Here is a 17,774-nt window from a genome sequence, read left to right on the forward strand (position 1 = left end):
GGGGCATTTCTCGGAGGGTTTAGCCCCAAGCGCCTACAGTCGTTCCATGTTCTGATGAGCTGGCTGGGGTGGTAGGATTCGAACCTACGATACACGGTACCAAAAACCGCTGCCTTACCACTTGGCTACACCCCAACGGTGAGGCGCTATCTACGATTGTTGTTTGGGGGGTTCAAGCCCTTTCCCGCAAAAATATGAACGCAGTCAGAAAAAAAGTTTGCCAAGATATGTAACCGTTGGAAACATAGCTTTGAGTTGCTTTTCCGTGCCGGTCATTTCGCGGTTTACCAAGAAAACGTCGGCGGCGCAGGTTGCTTGTTTCAAGTAGATGTCGTTGGTACGATTCTGCGGTAAGTTTCCCAGGGGGTTTTGGCGCGCCGGGATCGCGAAGACTGGCACTCGGCCAGGCCAGTGAAATTGCAAAAGGATAGACCGGAAATGAAGTTTCTACGCACGCCGGACGAGCGGTTCCAATCTCTGGAAGGTTACGATTTCGAACCGCATTATTCGATGGTCGATGATACCGAAGGCGGAGAACTTCGGATCCACCATGTGGACGAAGGTCCAGCGGACGCCAACCCTGTTCTGATGATGCATGGCGAACCAAGCTGGTCTTTCCTCTATCGTCACATGATCAAAGGCTTTGTCGCGCGCGGACATCGGGCGGTTGCGCCGGATTTGGTCGGGTTTGGTCGGTCTGACAAACCGACCGAGCGCTCGGATTACACCTATGCGCGCCACGTGTCGTGGATGGGGGACTGGCTGCGCGGGGTGGATCTGACGAATATCACTCTGGTCTGTCAGGATTGGGGCGGGTTGATCGGATTGCGCCTTTGGGCCGAGATGCCGGACCGCTTTGCCCGTATCGTGGTTGCCAACACGGCCCTGCCTACCGGCGATCAGCCGATGGGAGAGGCATTCGAAAACTGGCGTAAATTCAGCCAGGAGGTTCCCGTGTTCCCGGCGGGGGGGATCTTGAAAGGCGGTACGCAAAAGCCGATGTCAGACGACACGATTGCCGCCTATGACGCGCCATTCCCGGACGAAAGCTATAAGGCCGGGGCGCGGCAGTTCCCGATGTTGGTGCCAGCATCGCAGGACGATCCTGAGGCTGAGCCAAACAGAAAAGCCTGGGCTCTTATCCGCACTTTGCAGACCCCGGTGTTGACGGCTTTTGGGGCGGATGACAAGGTCATGGCTGGGATAGATACGGTGTTTCAGCGGCTCTGTCCGGGGGCCAAGGGGCAGCCCCACACAATCCTGCCGGACGCCGGTCATTTTCTGCAGGAAGATGTCGGGGCGGAACTGGTCGATCTGACCTGCGATTTCATCGCCCGAACGTCCTGACGCTATTCCCGAACTTCTTCGGGGTCGACGCCCCAGAGGTTGGATTTCAGCGTCCAGCCACGGTGCCCTCCGGCCGAGACATGGCACCAGTCCAATGTGCAGCTGCCCAGGCGCGCAACTACGCCGGATTCGAATTGCGCGCTGATCTGAGCGCTGGAACTGGGGTTGGCATAGACCGGCAACATATCCGTTTCGATCAGAACGGTGCGCGCACCGGATAACAGGGCGTAGTGCACCCAGCCTCCAGCGCCGTCACGGTCCTGAACCCTGCGCCAGTTGCCATATTCGGCGGTGATTTGCAGCGGCATGCCGCGCCGCTTGAACACCCAGTCGATTCGATGAGTCAGGGAGGGCCCGCGCCGCACATTGCCCTCGGCCGCCTTCATCGAGACATAGCGTGGCAGCGGCAGATTCGTGACCGGACCGCGCTTGTCCTGCGCGCTGGCGGCCAGACCTCCGGTCGAGATCAGAAAAACGCTCAACACCGACGCTAAACGGCGCTTTAGGGGTAGAAAACCTCTCACGGACTGCCTGCTCTTGTGCCTGTTGATCTTGTTGCGAAAAAAGCTTGGTTCAATGCCATGGGGTTCTTGTGCCCCGCCTTTTCCTGCGCCACGATGACATGGCGCGCGCAGGTTTGCAAAGCAGTGGGAGTGCACAGGTGCCAAGAGAACGTCTGAGTGTTGTCGTAACGCGACGGTTGCCCGAGGCGGTGGAAACGCGGTTGAGCGAGTTGTTCGATGTAAAGCTGCGCGACGACGACGCCCCAATGACGCGGGATGAGCTGGTCGCAGCGGTCAAAACGGCGGATGTGCTGGTTCCCACCGTTACCGATACGATTGATGGCGGGGTGCTGGGGCAGGCGGGTGAAAACCTGCGGCTGATCGCGAACTATGGCGCTGGCGTCGATAATATTGATGTGGCCACCGCGCGTCAGCGGGGCATCCTTGTCTCCAACACGCCCGGTGTGCTGACCGATGACACGGCGGATATGACGATGGCGCTGATCCTCGCCGTGACCCGTCGTATCCCCGAAGGCCTGACAACCATGCAAAAGGGCGAGTGGGAAGGCTGGGCCCCGACCGCCTTGCTGGGTGGCCGGATCGGCGGACGTCGGCTGGGTATTCTTGGCATGGGCCGGATCGGTCAGGCCGTGGCGCGTCGCGCCAGCGCTTTTGGAATGCAGGTGCATTATCACAATCGCCGCAGGCTGCGCGCTGAGACGGAACAGGCGCTTGAGGCGACCTATTGGGAAAGCCTGGACCAGATGGTTGCGCGTATGGACGTGATTTCGATCAACTGTCCGTCCACGCCCTCGACTTTTCACCTGATGAACGCGCGGCGGCTGAAGTTGATGAAACCCTCGGCCGTGATCGTGAATACCTCGCGGGGCGAGGTGATAGACGAAAACGCGCTGACCCGGCAGATCCGCGCTGGTGAGATCGCAGGGGCAGGTCTGGACGTCTACGAACACGGCACCGACGTGAACCCGCGATTGCGACAGTTGCCCAACGTGGTTCTGTTGCCCCATATGGGGTCCGCCACGCTGGAGGGTCGGATCGAGATGGGCGAAAAAGTTATCATTAATATCAAAACATTCGAAGATGGGCACCGCCCACCGGATCAGGTGGTTCCTGCCATGCTTTAATCGGCACGGCCGACTGGCCGGGTATCAATTTTTCAGGAGGATACTATGAAACGACGTCTGATTTCCGGCTTGTTCCTGTCGGCTTTGGCCTTTGCGTCACCGGTTTTCGCGCAGGAGGCTGCCGACGCGGTTTCGCCCGAAGGCGGGTCCGTAGGCCAGGTTCAAGGCCTGACCGCCGAGGTCATTGCCGCGCTTGAGGCGAAGATGGAGGGCAAGCCGGTCACTGCGCAGAACTGGATGGTTGCAGCGGCCAACCCGTTGGCGGTTGAGGCCGGGGCCAAGGTGCTGCGGGCAGGGGGGTCGGCTGCGGATGCGATGGTCGCGGTTCAGGTGGTGCTAGGCCTGGTCGAGCCGCAATCCTCTGGTCTGGGCGGTGGCGCGTTTCTGGTCTGGTATGATGCCGCGACTGGCAAGATGACCACGCTGGACGGGCGCGAGACAGCCCCGCTTGAGGCCACTCACCGGCTGTTCCACGACGAAAATGGCGAACCCCTGAAATTCTTCGATGCTGTAGTCGGGGGACTGTCCGTTGGAACACCGGGAACGCCAGCCCTGTTAGAAGAGGCGCATCGCCGCTGGGGTCGAAGCCCGTGGCCCAGCCTGTTTGCGGATGGGATTGCGCTGGCCGAGGACGGATTTCTGGTTTCTCCACGACTGGCGGGGCTGGTCGAAAAGGACGCCGAACGGTTGTCGCGCTTCCCTGTGACGGCGGAATATTTCCTGCCTGATGGCAAGCCGTTAGAGCAGGGTCAGCGCCTGATGAACCCCGACTATGCGGAAACACTGCGCACTTTGGCCAGCGAAGGCGCGGCAGGGTTCTACGGTGGCGAGATCGCAGCAGGGATCGTCAGCACGGTGCGTGGGGCGGAAGGAAACCCCGGTGTGCTATCGGGCATTGACCTGGCCCTGTATCAGGTGATCGAGCGCGAGCCGGTCTGTGCCGCCTATCGTGCCTACGAGATCTGCGGCATGGGGCCGCCCTCTTCGGGCGCGCTGACAGTTGGGCAGATTTTGGGCATGCTGGATGGTTATGGTCTGGCGGCCATGGGACCGGAAGATGTTCAAAGCTGGCGGCTGATCGGCGATGCCTCGCGCTTGGCTTTTGCCGACCGGGGGCGGTACATGGCTGATCACGACTTTGTCCCGATGCCGACCAACGGGCTTGTTGACCCGTCTTATCTGTCCGAGCGTGGCGGTCTGTTGAATGAGAGCGAAGCCTTGATCGACGTGGCGCCGGGCAACCCGGCCTTCGATCATGCATCAAACTGGGCGGATGATGAATCTCTGGAATTGCCGTCGACCTCGCATATCTCGATTGTCGATCAATATGGCAACGTCCTGTCCATGACGACCACGATCGAGAACGGCTTTGGCTCTCGATTGATGTCCAACGGGTTTCTGCTGAACAACGAATTGACCGATTTCTCATTCAAGACGCATCGCGATGGCGTGCCAATTGCCAACCGGTTGGAACCCGGCAAGCGCCCGCGTTCGTCGATGAGCCCGACAATCGTGATGCAGGACGGCGCGCCTGTTCTGGCTATTGGCTCTCCGGGCGGCAGCCGGATCATTGGCTATGTGGCCAAGTCGATCATCGCGTGGGCGGATTGGGATATGGACGTGCAGCAGGCTCTGTCCCTGCCGCATCTGGTCAACCGGTTCGGGACTTATGATGTTGAGCTGGGAACAGCGGCCGAAGGGTATGCAGATCAGTTGACTGCGCTTGGGTATGAGGTCAATCCACGGGATCTGACCTCGGGCCTGCACGCGATTGAGATCGGGGATGTCCTGATCGGCGGCGCAGATCCACGTCGCGAAGGAATTGCGCTGGGCGAATAGCCCCGGCGATCAGGGGGGAGGAACAGTATGGTGCAGGCAGTCGCTTTGCCTCGGAACGAGGCTGGGATCGAAACGGTCATAGGCGTTCTAAAGCAGAAATTCGGCGACCGCCTGCAAACCGGCCAGGCCATTCGGGAACAGCATGGGCATACGACGACCTGGATTGAAAATCAGGCCCCGGACGCTGTGGTGTTTCCTCAGACCACCGCAGAAGTGTCCGAGATCGTCAAAACCTGCGCCACGCACAAAGTGCCGGTGATCGCCTTTGGCACGGGTACCTCGCTCGAAGGGCATGTAAATGCGCCGGCAGGGGGTATCTCGGTCGACCTGACCCAGATGAACAAGGTTCTGACCGTGAATGCCAGTGATCTGGACTGTGTCGTGCAGCCCGGCGTCACGCGTGAGGATCTGAACACGCATCTTCGCGATCAGGGGTTGTTCTTCCCCATCGACCCCGGCGCCAATGCCTCATTGGGGGGGATGGCGTCAACGCGGGCTTCAGGGACGAATGCAGTGCGCTATGGCACGATGAAGGACAATGTCCTCAGCCTCGAGGCGGTGATGCCGGACGGGCGGATCATTCGCACCGGGCAACGGGCCAAGAAATCCTCGGCCGGGTACGACCTAACGCGGTTGTTGATAGGGGCCGAGGGGACGCTAGGGGTCATCACGGAAATAACTTTGCGGCTGCAAGGCATCCCCGAGGCGATTTCTTCGGCGCGCTGTTCCTTTCCAACCGTGGATGCGGCTTGCCAGGCGGTGATGATGACCATCCAATACGGCGTTCCCGTGGCCCGGATCGAGTTGCTGGACGAAATGTCGGTAAAGGCGGCCAATGCCTATTCCAATCTGACATTGCCCGAAACGCCACTTCTTTTGCTCGAATTCCATGGCTCGGAAAACGGCGCGATCGAGCAGGCAGAAACCTTCGGTCAGATTGCCGAAGAATTCGGCGGTACCGATTTTGCGGCAACCTCGACCACTGAGGAACGCAGTAAGCTGTGGCAGGCGCGGCACGACATCTATTGGGCTTGTCTGCAGCTGCGTCCGGATGCACGCGGGATTTCAACCGATGTTTGCGTGCCCATTTCGCGTTTGGCCGAATGTGTCACCGCCACACAAAACAAGGCAGAGGAACTTGGGTTGATCGCGCCTATGGTCGGCCATGTCGGGGACGGGAATTTCCATACCTTGTTGCTGATCGATATGGAAAACGCCGACGAGGTGGCCAATGCCGATCAGTTTGTCGGCTGGTTGAATGAATTGGCCATTTCGATGGACGGCACCTGCACCGGCGAGCATGGAATAGGGCAGGGCAAACGCCCCTATCTGATCAAGGAGCTGGGGGACGCAACCCGCTATATGGCGGCGATCAAGGTGGCGCTCGACCCGGACAATATCATGAACCCCGGCAAGATCCTGTAGCGGCTTTCACTGTCATTTGAGCGATTGCTGACGCCAAAAGTCGGTTTTGCACTTTTTTGCGTCGGCTGGACTTGGCGCTTAGGCCTCGGGCTTGGGCATAAACCTTGCAAATTAGACTCAATCCGGAGAACGGGCGAATGAAAACCCAAGTCAAAGCACTGGTCGTTGGCGGTGGTGCCGTCGGGACCTCGATTGCATACCACCTTGCCAAGGCAGGCTGGGACGATGTGATGCTGATCGAACGTGACGAGCTGACCTCGGGCTCCACTTGGCACGCGGCTGGCCTGCTGCCACTGTTCAACATGTCCTACGCGACAACCCACATCCACAAATACTCGGTCGATTTCTACAAGACACTTGAGGAAGAGACTGGCTTGAATGCTGGCTTTGCCGTGGTCGGCAACCTGCGCATGGCGCAGACGCAAGAGCGTATGGACGAATACATGCTCTATGCCTCGACCGCCGAGACCTGCGATGTAGCCTATGAATGGCTCACACCCGAACAGATCAAGGAACGCTGGCCGCTGATCGAAACCGGCGATCTGAAAGGTGCGATCTATCACACTGAAGATGGCTATATTAACCCCGCAGACGTAACGCAGGCGATGGCCAAGGGTGCCCGTCAGCGCGGTGTTGATATCGTGCGCAAGATGCAGGCTGACGCGTTCCACTGGAACGGCACCCATTGGGAAGTCACCTGCACCAAGATGGTCGAAAAGGGCGGCAACCTTGTTCCGTCCGACGAGCAGGTTGTCATCACAGCCGAGCATGTCGTGACCGCCTCGGGCAACCACGCACAGCGCACCGCCAAAATGCTGGGTATCAAGATGCCCGCCATCCCGGTCGAGCACACCTTCATCGTCATGGACAAAGATCCCGAACTGGTCAAATGGCGCGAAGCAGGCAACCCCGAGCATCCCGTCGTCCGTGACGCCGACAACGAGTCTTATGCGCGCGAGGAACGTGGTGGCTGGATTCTGGGCATCTACGAACACGGCGCGCCCGCACAGTTCGAATATGGTGTGCCGGACAGCTTCCGCGCGGACCTGTTCCCGCTGGATATCGACCGGATTGCCGACCAGTACATGGCGATGGCCGAGCGTGTACCCTCTTGCGCCGAATCCGGCCTGAAAGACGATTTCAACGGCCCGATCTGCTATACGCCTGATGGCAACCCGCTGGTTGGCCCCGCTCCGGGCCTGCGCAACATGTGGCTGGCCGAGGGCTTCTCGTTCGGGATCACTGCTGCAGGCGGCACCGGCTATTATCTGGCGCAGATGATGGTTGACGGCGAAGCCGAGATCGACATGGCCTCGCTGGACCCCAAACGGTATTCGTCGAACTGGATGACCACCGAATTCGCGGCGCGCAAGAACGAAGAATGCTACGAGCACGTCTACATCCTGCACCACCCCGACGAAGAGCGCGAAGCCTGCCGTCCGCTGCGTACTGTTCCGGCCTATGACCGCCAGAAAGCGCGTGGCGCACAATTCGGCTGGGTGAACGGCTGGGAACGTCCGAACTATTTTGGCCCCGTCGATGCGCCGGATAACTTCGACAAGGAAAGCCGCAGCTTCCGTCGCGGTGGTTGGTGGAAACACGCTGTGGAAGAGGCCAAAGCGATCCGCGAAGGCGTTGGCCTGATCGACGCGTCGGCCTTCACCAAGCATGTCGTCAAAGGCCCCGGCGCGACCCAGTTTCTGGATTGGTTCACCTGTAACAAGCTGCCCAAGGTCGGTCGCATCAACCTGACCTACGCGCTGACCTCGCATGGGACCACCCGCACTGAATACACCATCGTCCGCAATGGCGAGAATCACTACTACATCGTCTCCGCAGGTGCCTGGACCGAGTATGACGCGGACTATCTGCGAAAAGCGGCCGAGGACAAGATGGAGGAGTTTGGGTATATCGAGATACAGGATGTGACCACTCAGTGGGGTGTCTTCGCCATCGCCGGACCCAAGTCGCGTGATGTCCTGAAAGCGGTCATCAAAGACGCCGATCCGGAAACCGCACTGTCCAACAAGCGCTTCCCATGGCTGTCGGCCCGTCAGATCGAACTGGGCATGTGCCCCGTGAACGCCATCCGTGTGGCCTATACCGGTGAGCTGGGTTGGGAACTGCACCACCCGATCGAAATGCAGAACTATTTGTTCGATCTGTTGGAAAAGGCTGGTGAGAAACACGGTATGAAGCTGGTTGGTGCCCGCGCGCAGAACTGGCTGCGTCAGGAGAAATCCTATCGCGCCTTCGGCACCGAACTGGGCCGCGACGCGACCCCCCTCGAGGCCGATCTGCCGCGCTTTGTCGACCTGTCGAAAGACTTCTACGGCAAAACCAAGCTGGAAGAGACCGGCGTGCGCGTAAAGTGCTGCACACTGCTGATCGACGGACCAGACGATGCTGACCCGTGGGGTCGCGAAGCGCTCTATACGCCGGAAGGCGCGCGCGTGGGTCGTTTGACCTCGGGCGGGTATTCGGTGGCCTTCGAGAAATCGATCGGCATGGGCTATGTGCCCCCCGAGCTGGCAGTTGAAGGCACCAAGCTACAAGTCAAAATTCAGGACAAGCTTTGGGATGCGGTTGTGACTTGTGACAGCCCCTATGATCCTAAGAACGAAACGATCCGTAAAGACGGTTGATTCTGAGCTTAGCTTTAGGCGGGGCTCCAAAATGGGCCGCCTAAGGCGGCCCATGCCTCCGGCGGAGGTATTTTCAAACAGAAGAAGCGGGGGCTGGTGACATGATCCAGCCCCCCTGCTTTTGGCTAGGGGGGCCTTCTCCTGTTACGGCCAACGGCGCCTCCGCCTGTACCGCAAAATCACTATTGCTCATCAGAGTTAACGACCCGTTACTTCTTCTGTTCAAAAATACCTCCGCCGGAGGCAAACCTGCTTAAGCAGGTTTTCGTGGCGCATCTCCGGGGAGAAATATTACGTGGTTTCCGAAGATGGATTGGATAGGGCCCATCCTTGGCAGAGAACTTATTCTCATCAAGTGCCCGAGTTTTCCGCAATGAAAGCGATATTGTTTGCGGGCATCTCTGATGTTTTGAGAATCGTTAGACCTCGGGCCTGCATATACGCGGCAATTTCGGAGTCATTCTTATAGCCGATCTCGGGGTCTTGTTGGACCAGGGCCTGGTGAAACCGTTGATCACCATCGCTGGTCAATTTGCCCGCGCGCATGAAAGGACCGTATAGGATAAATCGCCCTTTAGGCTCCAGTGCCTTTGAAACCTCAGTTAGAATCGTGCAGGTTTCAACCCAGCTGATAAGATGGGTCAGATTAATCAGGACGATAAGATCCTTGCCGCCAAATTCTCGATGCCATCCCTCCGCCGTGGCGTCCAGAGTGGCGGCGACTTTGATGTTCTCTTGCTCGACCGCGTATGTATTGATGCTGGCGCGGCGGTCGGGGTCGATCTCAGTCGGGTGCCAGGTCAGGCCGGGCAGTCGCTGGGCAAAGGCGCTCACATGCTGGCCTGTCCCGCTGGCAATTTCCAATGCGTTCCCGCTGTCAGGGGCCCATTGCGCCAGCAGATCGCAGAGCACATCTGCATTGCGGGTCGCAGCAGGCGCGACCATTCGGGCGCCCTCGACCTGAGTTGCAACGCTGGCGTTAGGAGGAAGGGTTCGTTTGCTCATTGTCGCAGCCTGTCGGGTTTAAGGGCGTTCACAATTTCCGCGTCCAGTTCCGGCGGTGCGCCGATTGCCAAGTCGGCAACTAATTTAGACGCGGCCGCCGCCGTTTGAAACCCGTAGCCACCCTGGCCAGCCGACCAGATAAAATTGGGTTCGATCGGGTCCGGTCCCAGAACCAGCGTCCCATCAGGCGCAAAACTGCGTAGCCCCGCCCAGTTTGTCTCGACCCGCGTGACGGCTTCGGTCACCATTTCTTCATAGCGCGCAAGCCCTTCCGCCAAGACCAAGTCGTCGGCATAAGCGTCTTGCGGTGGTACCGGGTCAGCCTCGGATGGCGAGACGATCAATTTCCCAGCATCGGGCTTTGCGTACCAGCTTTCCCCAGCACCCAGCAGCATTGGCCAATCTCGCAAATCATGACCGCCCGGCGCGGGAAGACGCGCCATCGATCGACGTAGTGGAGATATCCCGATCGGTTCGATCCCTGCCAATGCCGCGACCTGGTCCACCCACGGCCCGGCTGCGTTGACAATTACGCGAGCTTCAAAGCTGCCGTTGGCCTCGACAATCCAGTTTCGATCCCGGCGCAGCGCGGTGACGCGGGATTTCGTCAGAATGTCTCCGCCATTGCGTCGGATCGCTTGTGCAAAGCTCTGCATAAGACGGTCGGTATCGATGTCGAACGCGGCGTCGCTGATCGCTGCAAAGCGAACGGCGTCAGCGTTGAGGATTGGGATTCGATTCACAGCTTCGGCAATTGATATGGGATGCATGTTCAAGGATGCGGTATCATTGGACATTTGCAGGGCTTGATCTGCTCGACCCACCAGCATCAGGCCACGCGGTGTCAGATAACCACCCTTGTCGGTCTTCAGAAAGCTGGCGCTGGCCCGGTTCAAGGCAACGACAGACTCTGGGCCGTAATTCTCTTCAAATAGTGCGGCTGAACGCCCCGACGCGTGATAGCCCAGGGCGTCTTCGGCCTCCAAAACCACAACCCGTCCATGGGCTGACAGGCGCGCGCCAGCGCTGAGCCCGGCGATACCGCCACCGATGACTAGGAAATCTATCATATCCCTCTCTTCGCAGAGTGCGGGGCGAAGTACACAAGGTTTGCTGCCGATCTACAAGCAGGGTTGAAATTGCACCTCAACCCATACAAAGAATGCCCCATTGATATAGGAGGATAGGGTGACTGGCGATAACTTACACCCGATGGCCACGGGACATATACCGTCCTACGTGACCCAGGCCGATGGCAGCGACTTTCTTTTAACGTTTATGTTCATTTTTACGGTTGGAGTGATCATTTTGATTGGGGTGGGATATTTCACCCTGCATTCGATCCCAGAAAAAATCGCACATGAATCCAACCACCCCCAGTTCCAACTGGTTGGTATTCTAGCGCTTCTTGCGCTGTTTACTCATAATGGTCTGTTTTGGATTGCTGCCATTCTGGTTGCCGGATTCCAGTTCCCTGACATTGGTGCCCCTTTGCGGGCCATCGCAGATGCGATCCGATCGTTGGGTCCGCAAGCGCAAGACCCAGCCACGCCTCCTCGGGCGGAACATCAGGAGCAATAAGGCATGCTTGAAACACTGATGTGTGCACTGATCACGGTGCTGCCTGATTTTCTGTTCCGTCGTTACGTGCAGGGCAAACGGATAGGCCATGAAATTACGCTGTTCACCATGTGGTACGAGCTGCGCTGGGGGCTGACGACCTGTGCCATTCTGGCACTGACGGTGATCACGACGCTGTTTTACTTTCACCCGGCCAGCCGGACGGCAGCGTCCTATTTCCGCACCGTGACGATCCTGCCGCAACTGGGAGGGCGCGTGTCCGAGGTCTATGTGTCCAACAACCAGCAGGTGGTCGCAGGTCAGCCGATCTTCCGAATGGAGGATTTTACCCAAACGGCGATGGTCGAGGCTGCTCATGCGCAGATCGCGCAGGTTCAGGCCTCGTTGAAAGTGGCCGAGACAGACCTGGCCGAAGCAACCGCCGGGATTGCGGGTGCCAAAGCCTCATTGGATCAGGCGATTGAAGACCTTGAGCGCAACACCACGCTGCGCGACGAGGGATCCAGCGCCGTGCGTCTGGCCGAGATCGACCGGCTGGAAAACATCGTCGCCGAACGCGAAGCCAAGCTGGTGGCGGCCGAGGCGCAACGGGCCGCGGTTGTGCAACAGATCGAAGAGCTGATCCCGGCGCAGCTGGCCAGTGCAAATGCGCAACTGGACGCCGCCCTGACCGAGCTGGACAAGACAGTGGTTGCCGCGGGCGTGACGGGCCGGATCGAACAATTCGGCCTGCAAGTTGGCGATTTTGTCAGCCCTTTGCTGCGGCCTGCGGGAATTCTGGTGCCGTCGCATTCGGGTCATGACCGGTTTCAGGCGGCGTTCAACCAGATGGCGGCCCAGGTAATCAAGCCGGGCATGGTGGGCGAACTGGGCTGCATGACCAAGCCTTTTACGGTCATTCCTATGGTTGTGGTCGATGTGCAGGACGTGATCCCATCAGGGCAACTCCGCCCTTCGGATGAACTGCGCGATGTGCAGACCAATACAAATCCGGGGTCCATTCTGGTCTATATGGAGCCGTTGTATAAAGGGATGGCTGACGACATTCCTCCGGGCAGCAACTGTTTGGCGAATGTCTATACCAGCAATCATGAACGGCTGGAACATGAGGATCTCGGCTTCTGGCACGCGGCGTTCTTGCACGTGGTTGATACAATTGGAGTGGTTCATGCGGCGGGCTTGCGCCTGCGGTTGATCCTGATGCCGGTGAACACGTTGGTGCTGAGCGGGCACTGATTTCAACTTGGTCTGGCCGGGTGCACGTTATACGGCCAGACCGTTGCGGTGCAGCCCCGCAAAAACCTTGTCGTTACGGGCGTCGTCGTAGGGCCGCCAGTCCCGCATCCGGTCGACATAGCCCTCGGACAGGCCTTCGCAGGCGGCCAGAGCCTCCTGTGCTTCATCCACGCGGTCCAAGGCAGCAAGGCAGATGGCGCGGCGATACAGCATGTTGGGATCGTTGGGGCGCACATTGACGGCACGATCTGCCCAGTCCAACGCTTCGATATTTTCACCCGCAACCAGATACATCCGGGCAATTGCCCAGAAATAGAACCCCCGGTCCGGTTCCCGCGGAGACAAGGCCAGAGCCTTGCGTATTTCCTCGGCTGCCTGTGGGCCGATACTGGGATCGGCAAGTTCGGACCGGTTGAAATAGGCCAGTTTAGCGCGTGTAAAAAAGGGGTTTAGGCGGATCGCGTATTCCAATTCCTTCAGGCTTAACGCCTTCTCTCCCTGCCAGACATAGGCTGTCGACATCACATAATGCGCAAACGGAGATTTATTGGCCAGTTCCAACCCTTTTTGCGCAGCGGCCACTCCCTTGGCCAACACGTCCTTTGAACGCTCGGACGCACCAAACCCATATTCCTTGAGATAGGCCCATCCCAGCCCCGCCCAGGCATCACCATAGTCTTCATCCAGTGCCACAGCGGCCTGAAACTCAACCTGTGCCGCTTGCAAATCTTCCAGCCCCGGCTTTCTAAGTCCCGACATCCCCCGCAGGTACCTTTCCCACGCCCCCAGATGGTCGGGGCGTTTACGGCGAATGCGGTCGATCTCTCCCTCGACCAGCTCGGTGTCCAATGCGGTGACGACACGCAAGGTGATGTCGTCCTGAATCTCGAACACGTCTTCGAACGGCCGGTCGTATTTTTCGGACCAGAGGGCAAGACCAGTTGTTCCCTCGATATATTCCACCGTCACCCGCACCCGCTGGCCCGACCGGCGCAATGTTCCGGTCACAAGATACTGCGCCCCCAAGACCCGCGCAGCGTCCTCGACGCTCAGTTCCGGGTTCAGCGACAGGCTGGACGCGCCCGAGACAACCGGCACCCGGCCCATCTGTTGCAACCCCGAGATGATGTCTTCGGCCAACCCTTCGGCGAAAAAGGCATGTTCGGGATCGGGGGAGTGGTTCTGGAAAGGCAATACCGCAAGGGTCGGTGGACCTGTTCGGATCACGGGTCGGGACGGCGCGGGCGACGTCCCCGCAGCCTGCCAGCGAAACACGGTCAGAGGGCGCGAAATGTTTTTGAGCTGATGTTGGCCATCATGTGTCAGGTCTTTTGTTTTGCCCTGCGGCAGCGCATCGACGAATGCCTGCGAGGCGGCCAGCCCTCCGGCGTCGCAAAGGCCTTCCAATCGGGCGGCAATATTGACGCCGTCCCCCAGAATGTCCTGATCGTCAACGAACACATCCCCAAGATGAGCCCCAATGCGCAGCAGGATGCGCGCGTCTGGCGGCTGCTGCCGAGCCTGCGCTGCGGCCTCGGTCTGAATCCGCATCGCAGCGGTCAGCGCGGTGTCAGGCTCCGGGAATTCGGCCAGAAATCCGTCGCCCATCGTTTTGACCAATCGTCCCTGATTTTGTTCCAGCGCGGGCGAGATGATCGCGTTCCGCAGATGGCGTACAGCGCGCAGGGTTCCGACCTCATCGGTTTCAGTCAGATGGGCGTAGCCCAGCACATCCATGGCCAGAATGGCGGCACGTCGTTTGCCGTCCAGAAAATCGTCCATCGGCGGTCCCTCGCAAGCCGTGCCTTGGGCAATCTTACGCGGTTTGCGCCATGAATGCATGACAAGAAAAAAGCCCGCCAAACGAGGCGGGCTTTGTCTAATGCTATTTACGCGTGACTTATTGCGGGATCTCGCCGTCCAAGCCTTCGACGTAGAAGTTCATGCCTGCCAGCGTACCGTCATCAGCGGTTTCGCCATCCGCCAGCCAGTCGCTGCCGTCCTGCTTCTTCAGCGGGCCGGTGAAGGGGTGGTATTCGCCTGCGGCCATCGCGGCTTTCAAGGCCAGCGCCTCTTCCTTGACGTCGGCAGGTACGGCGTCGGAAATCTCACCGATCTCAACCATGCCTTCTTTGATGCCGTCCCAGGTGCTTACGGTCTCCCACGAGCCATCCATGACAGCCTGCGTGCGGGCGATATAGTAAGGTGCCCAGTTGTCGATGATCGACGAAACACGCGGGAAGGGGGCGTATTCGCTCATGTCCGAGGCTTGGCCAAAAGTGACAACATTACCTGCCTCTTGCGCGGCCGCCTGCGGCGCGGTCGAGTCGGTGTGTTGCAGGATCACGTCGGCACCCTGTTCGATCAGAACGGTGGCGGCATCAGCCTCTTTCGCCGGGTCGAACCAAGTGTAGGCCCAGACGATCTTGAATTCGACATCCGGGTTCACCTTCTTGGCGTGGATATAGGCCGAGTTGATGCCACGGATCACTTCGGGGATTGGGTAGGACCCGATATAGCCGATGATGTTCGACTTGGTCATTTTGCCCGCGATGTGACCCTGCACCGCGCGGCCCTCATAGAAACGTGCCGAATATGCCGAGACGTTAGGAGCGGTCTTATATCCGGTCGCGTGTTCGAACTTCACGTTCGGGAATTTCTTGGCCACGTTGATGGTGGGGTCCATGTAGCCGAACGAGGTGGTAAAGATCAGATCTGCGCCTTCCAGCGCCATCTGGGTCATCACACGTTCAGCATCCGGGCCTTCGGGGACGGATTCAACGAACACGGTCTCGACCTTGTCGCCAAAGTGCTTTTCGACCGCCTGACGGCCCTTGTCATGCTCATATGTCCAGCCGCCATCGCCGACGGGGCCGACATAGACAAAGCCGACCTTGGTTTTGTCTTCGGCCATGGCCCCCGTGGCCAGACCCAGCGCCACGGCGGCGCTTGTCAGTAGAGTGGTGAATTTCATGTGTTACTCTCCAAGTTGGTTTTAGTTGGCCCCTAGTGCGAGGCATGGAAGGTTCGGCCCAATGCGGCAGGTGCGCTGCTCTTGTCGGCCGAAAGGATCACAAGCACAAGGATCGTGATGATGTAGGGCGACATTGCCAGATACTCGACCGGAATGGCAACGCCCGCTGCCTGCAAATTCAGCTGCAACACGGTGATACCGCCAAACAAATAGGCACCCAGCAAGGCGCGCCATGGCTTCCAACTGGCGAAGACCACCAGCGCAAGCGCAATCCAGCCGACACCGGCAGTCATGCCCTCGGTCCATTGCGGCACGCGGATTAGGCTGATGTAGGCTCCGCCCAGCCCGGCACAGGCCCCGCCGAACAGGATCGCCATAATGCGGATCTTGATTACTTTGTAGCCAAGCGCATGCGCCGCATCGTGGTTTTCGCCCACGGCGCGCAAGATTAGGCCGACGCGCGTATATTTCAGCGTGGCCCAGACAGCGGCCGTGAGCGCGATGCCTACATAAAGGATCGGGTCATGCTGGAACAGGATCGGGCCGATCACCGGAATATCGCTGATCACCGGGATATGAATGTCGCCCATGCTGGGGGGCTTGATCCCCACATAGCTTTGTCCCAACAGGGCGCTGAAGCCCAGACCAAACAGCGTCAGAGCCAAGCCGCTGGCCACCTGATTGGCCAGTGCTACCTGCGTCAGCAGAACGAATAGCAGCGACAGCACCGCGCCGCCGATAGCGGATGCGATGAACCCCAGCCAAGGTGAGCCGGTCTCGACCGAGATCGCAAAGCCGCTGATCGCGCCGACGATCATCATGCCCTCGACGCCAAGGTTCAGAACTCCTGCTTTTTCAACGACCAGTTCTCCGATCGCGGCCAGCAGCAGGGGGGTTGCGGCCACCATTAGCGAGGCGACCAGAAGGACGGGATTGATTTCACCAAGGTCCATATCACGCTACCTCGCTACGGGCCGCACGGATGCGGAAGTTTGTTAGAAGATCAAAGGCCAGCAGGAAGAACAAAAGCATCCCCTGAAACACCTGGATGGCAGCGGCAGGCAAGCCCAGTTGGGATTGCGCGATTTCACCACCGATATAGGTCAGCGCCATCAGGAAGCCGGCCAGCAGAATGCCCACCGGATGCAGGCGGCCAAGGAAGGCCACGATGATGGCGGTAAAGCCATAGCCCACGTTAAAGTCGATGCTGACCTGACCGGCAGGGCCGGACACCTCGAACATACCCGCCAACCCGGCCAACATGCCCGACAGACCCAGGCAGAACAGGATCAGCCGTGCCGGATTGACGCCTGCGAATTTAGCTGCACGCGGGGCCTCGCCCGTCAGGCGGATATGAAAGCCCAGCATGTGTCGGTTCAACAGAACATAGGCAAAGATCACTGCAATCAGCGCCGTCACCACGCCCCAATGCATCCCCGATCCGGCAATCAGCTCGGCATTGTGGGCGCTGTCATAGGACTGCAGGTTGCGCGAGCCGGGAAAGCCGAATCCTTCGGGGTTCTTCAGCAATCCAAGCGAGACCGAGGCCAGCATCTGTTCGGCCACATAGACCAGCATCAGCGACACGAGGATTTCATTGGTGCCAAAACGTACCTTCAGAAAGGCCGGGATCATCGCCCACAGCCAGCCCCCGAACGCGCCCGCAATCACCATGATAGGAAAGATGTAGAACGCCTCCAGCGGGTAAAAGGCCAAACCCGCACCGGCGCCAAAGATGGCGCCCATGATGTACTGACCCTCGGCCCCAATGTTCCAGATCCCTGCCCGAAACCCCAGCGACAAACCGATGGCGATCAACACCAAAGGCGCGCCCTTCACCAGCAATTGCGGGCGGTAGTAGAATGCGAACTCTCCGAACAGAGGCTCCCAGAATATGGTGCCGATGGCCTCGACCGGGTTCTTGCCCAGCAGGGCGAACAGCAAACCGCCAAACACCATCGTTGCCACCACCGCGACCAGAGGGGTCGCATATGACCACGCTTTCGACGGCTGAGGCCGTTTCTCCAACACAATCATCTGCTCAAACCCCCAGGTCTTCTTCTCGTTCCAAATA

14 protein-coding genes and 1 tRNA gene are annotated in these 17,774 nt (G+C 59.1%); 7 read left to right on the forward strand and 8 right to left on the reverse strand.

Annotated elements, in window-relative coordinates; all coding sequences use genetic code 11:
* Window positions 1-60: 60 nt before the first annotated feature.
* Window positions 61-135: transfer RNA gene (locus AC2FJ6_RS05620), tRNA-Gln, on the reverse strand.
* Window positions 136-438: 303 nt separating this feature from the next.
* On the opposite strand from AC2FJ6_RS05620, the gene AC2FJ6_RS05625 reads away from it, so the two are divergent.
* Entirely contained in the window at window positions 439-1,347 is a 909-nt protein-coding gene (locus AC2FJ6_RS05625) for a haloalkane dehalogenase (RefSeq protein ID WP_170768959.1), read from the forward strand.
* 2 nt (window positions 1,348-1,349) lie between these two features.
* On the opposite strand, the gene AC2FJ6_RS05630 is transcribed toward AC2FJ6_RS05625, so the two are convergent.
* Window positions 1,350-1,829, reverse strand: coding sequence for an SH3 domain-containing protein (locus AC2FJ6_RS05630; RefSeq protein ID WP_237217116.1), 480 nt, complete (start codon window positions 1,827-1,829; stop codon window positions 1,350-1,352).
* A 179-nt stretch (window positions 1,830-2,008) separates the two neighbouring features.
* Between AC2FJ6_RS05630 and AC2FJ6_RS05635 the strand changes: the two genes are divergently transcribed.
* The 4 genes from AC2FJ6_RS05635 (at window position 2,009) to AC2FJ6_RS05650 (ending at window position 8,904) form a co-directional block, all read left to right on the forward strand.
* On the forward strand, window positions 2,009-2,995 hold the full coding sequence (locus AC2FJ6_RS05635; RefSeq protein WP_170787414.1) for a 2-hydroxyacid dehydrogenase: 987 nt from the start codon (window positions 2,009-2,011) through the stop codon (window positions 2,993-2,995).
* A 45-nt stretch (window positions 2,996-3,040) separates the two neighbouring features.
* Complete coding sequence (gene ggt / locus AC2FJ6_RS05640; RefSeq protein WP_480875689.1) at window positions 3,041-4,834, forward strand: gamma-glutamyltransferase; 1,794 nt, start codon at window positions 3,041-3,043, stop codon at window positions 4,832-4,834.
* A 27-nt stretch (window positions 4,835-4,861) separates the two neighbouring features.
* On the forward strand, window positions 4,862-6,259 hold the full coding sequence (locus AC2FJ6_RS05645; RefSeq protein ID WP_496668640.1) for an FAD-binding oxidoreductase: 1,398 nt from the start codon (window positions 4,862-4,864) through the stop codon (window positions 6,257-6,259).
* Window positions 6,260-6,396: 137 nt separating this feature from the next.
* A complete protein-coding gene (locus AC2FJ6_RS05650; protein ID WP_170768963.1) occupies window positions 6,397-8,904 on the forward strand; it encodes a GcvT family protein in 2,508 nt (835 codons plus the stop codon).
* Between the two features lie 351 nt (window positions 8,905-9,255).
* Here AC2FJ6_RS05650 and AC2FJ6_RS05655 read toward each other — a convergent pair whose 3' ends face one another.
* Together AC2FJ6_RS05655 and AC2FJ6_RS05660 are read right to left on the reverse strand one after the other, a co-directional pair.
* Complete coding sequence (locus tag AC2FJ6_RS05655; protein ID WP_170768964.1) at window positions 9,256-9,909, reverse strand: DUF938 domain-containing protein; 654 nt, start codon at window positions 9,907-9,909, stop codon at window positions 9,256-9,258.
* Window positions 9,906-10,979 (reverse strand): NAD(P)/FAD-dependent oxidoreductase, encoded by a 1,074-nt coding sequence (locus tag AC2FJ6_RS05660; protein WP_170768965.1) that lies wholly within the window; start codon window positions 10,977-10,979, stop codon window positions 9,906-9,908. The genes AC2FJ6_RS05655 and AC2FJ6_RS05660 overlap by 4 nt, the downstream gene beginning before the upstream one ends.
* A gap of 142 nt (window positions 10,980-11,121) precedes the next feature.
* Between AC2FJ6_RS05660 and AC2FJ6_RS05665 the strand changes: the two genes are divergently transcribed.
* The gene (locus AC2FJ6_RS05665) at window positions 11,122-11,490 is read left to right on the forward strand and encodes a hypothetical protein (protein WP_170769817.1); all 369 of its coding nucleotides are present in this window, start codon (window positions 11,122-11,124) and stop codon (window positions 11,488-11,490) included.
* A gap of 3 nt (window positions 11,491-11,493) precedes the next feature.
* Complete coding sequence (locus AC2FJ6_RS05670; RefSeq protein WP_170768966.1) at window positions 11,494-12,726, forward strand: HlyD family secretion protein; 1,233 nt, start codon at window positions 11,494-11,496, stop codon at window positions 12,724-12,726.
* 27 nt (window positions 12,727-12,753) lie between these two features.
* On the opposite strand, the gene AC2FJ6_RS05675 is transcribed toward AC2FJ6_RS05670, so the two are convergent.
* From AC2FJ6_RS05675 to AC2FJ6_RS05690, 4 genes are all read right to left on the reverse strand, one after another.
* The gene (locus tag AC2FJ6_RS05675) at window positions 12,754-14,508 is read right to left on the reverse strand and encodes an adenylate/guanylate cyclase domain-containing protein (RefSeq protein ID WP_170768967.1); all 1,755 of its coding nucleotides are present in this window, start codon (window positions 14,506-14,508) and stop codon (window positions 12,754-12,756) included.
* A 118-nt stretch (window positions 14,509-14,626) separates the two neighbouring features.
* Window positions 14,627-15,700 carry a BMP family ABC transporter substrate-binding protein gene (locus AC2FJ6_RS05680; RefSeq protein ID WP_170768968.1) on the reverse strand — a complete coding sequence of 358 codons (1,074 nt, stop codon included), beginning with the start codon at window positions 15,698-15,700 and terminating at the stop codon, window positions 14,627-14,629.
* A 32-nt stretch (window positions 15,701-15,732) separates the two neighbouring features.
* Entirely contained in the window at window positions 15,733-16,653 is a 921-nt protein-coding gene (locus AC2FJ6_RS05685) for an ABC transporter permease (RefSeq protein ID WP_170768969.1), read from the reverse strand.
* 1 nt (window position 16,654) lies between these two features.
* On the reverse strand, window positions 16,655-17,737 hold the full coding sequence (locus AC2FJ6_RS05690; RefSeq protein WP_170768970.1) for an ABC transporter permease: 1,083 nt from the start codon (window positions 17,735-17,737) through the stop codon (window positions 16,655-16,657).
* Window positions 17,738-17,774 lie beyond the last annotated feature (37 nt).

The sequence above is a fragment of the Ruegeria sp. CDSA089 genome (assembly GCF_059612205.1).

Bases quoted from the DNA above. Each gene is read 5' to 3' on its own strand.
- ggt (WP_480875689.1), top strand. From the start codon at position 3,041: ATGAAACGACGTCTGATTTCCGGCTTGTTCCTGTCGGCTTTGGCCTTT.
- AC2FJ6_RS05625 (WP_170768959.1), top strand. From the start codon at position 439: ATGAAGTTTCTACGCACGCCGGACGAGCGGTTCCAATCTCTGGAAGGT.
- AC2FJ6_RS05685 (WP_170768969.1), bottom strand. From the start codon at position 16,653: ATGGACCTTGGTGAAATCAATCCCGTCCTTCTGGTCGCCTCGCTAATG.
- AC2FJ6_RS05675 (WP_170768967.1), bottom strand. From the start codon at position 14,508: ATGGACGATTTTCTGGACGGCAAACGACGTGCCGCCATTCTGGCCATG.
- AC2FJ6_RS05670 (WP_170768966.1), top strand. From the start codon at position 11,494: ATGCTTGAAACACTGATGTGTGCACTGATCACGGTGCTGCCTGATTTT.
- AC2FJ6_RS05645 (WP_496668640.1), top strand. From the start codon at position 4,862: ATGGTGCAGGCAGTCGCTTTGCCTCGGAACGAGGCTGGGATCGAAACG.
- AC2FJ6_RS05655 (WP_170768964.1), bottom strand. From the start codon at position 9,909: ATGAGCAAACGAACCCTTCCTCCTAACGCCAGCGTTGCAACTCAGGTC.
- AC2FJ6_RS05650 (WP_170768963.1), top strand. From the start codon at position 6,397: ATGAAAACCCAAGTCAAAGCACTGGTCGTTGGCGGTGGTGCCGTCGGG.
- AC2FJ6_RS05660 (WP_170768965.1), bottom strand. From the start codon at position 10,979: ATGATAGATTTCCTAGTCATCGGTGGCGGTATCGCCGGGCTCAGCGCT.
- AC2FJ6_RS05665 (WP_170769817.1), top strand. From the start codon at position 11,122: ATGGCCACGGGACATATACCGTCCTACGTGACCCAGGCCGATGGCAGC.
- AC2FJ6_RS05680 (WP_170768968.1), bottom strand. From the start codon at position 15,700: ATGAAATTCACCACTCTACTGACAAGCGCCGCCGTGGCGCTGGGTCTG.
- AC2FJ6_RS05690 (WP_170768970.1), bottom strand. From the start codon at position 17,737: ATGATTGTGTTGGAGAAACGGCCTCAGCCGTCGAAAGCGTGGTCATAT.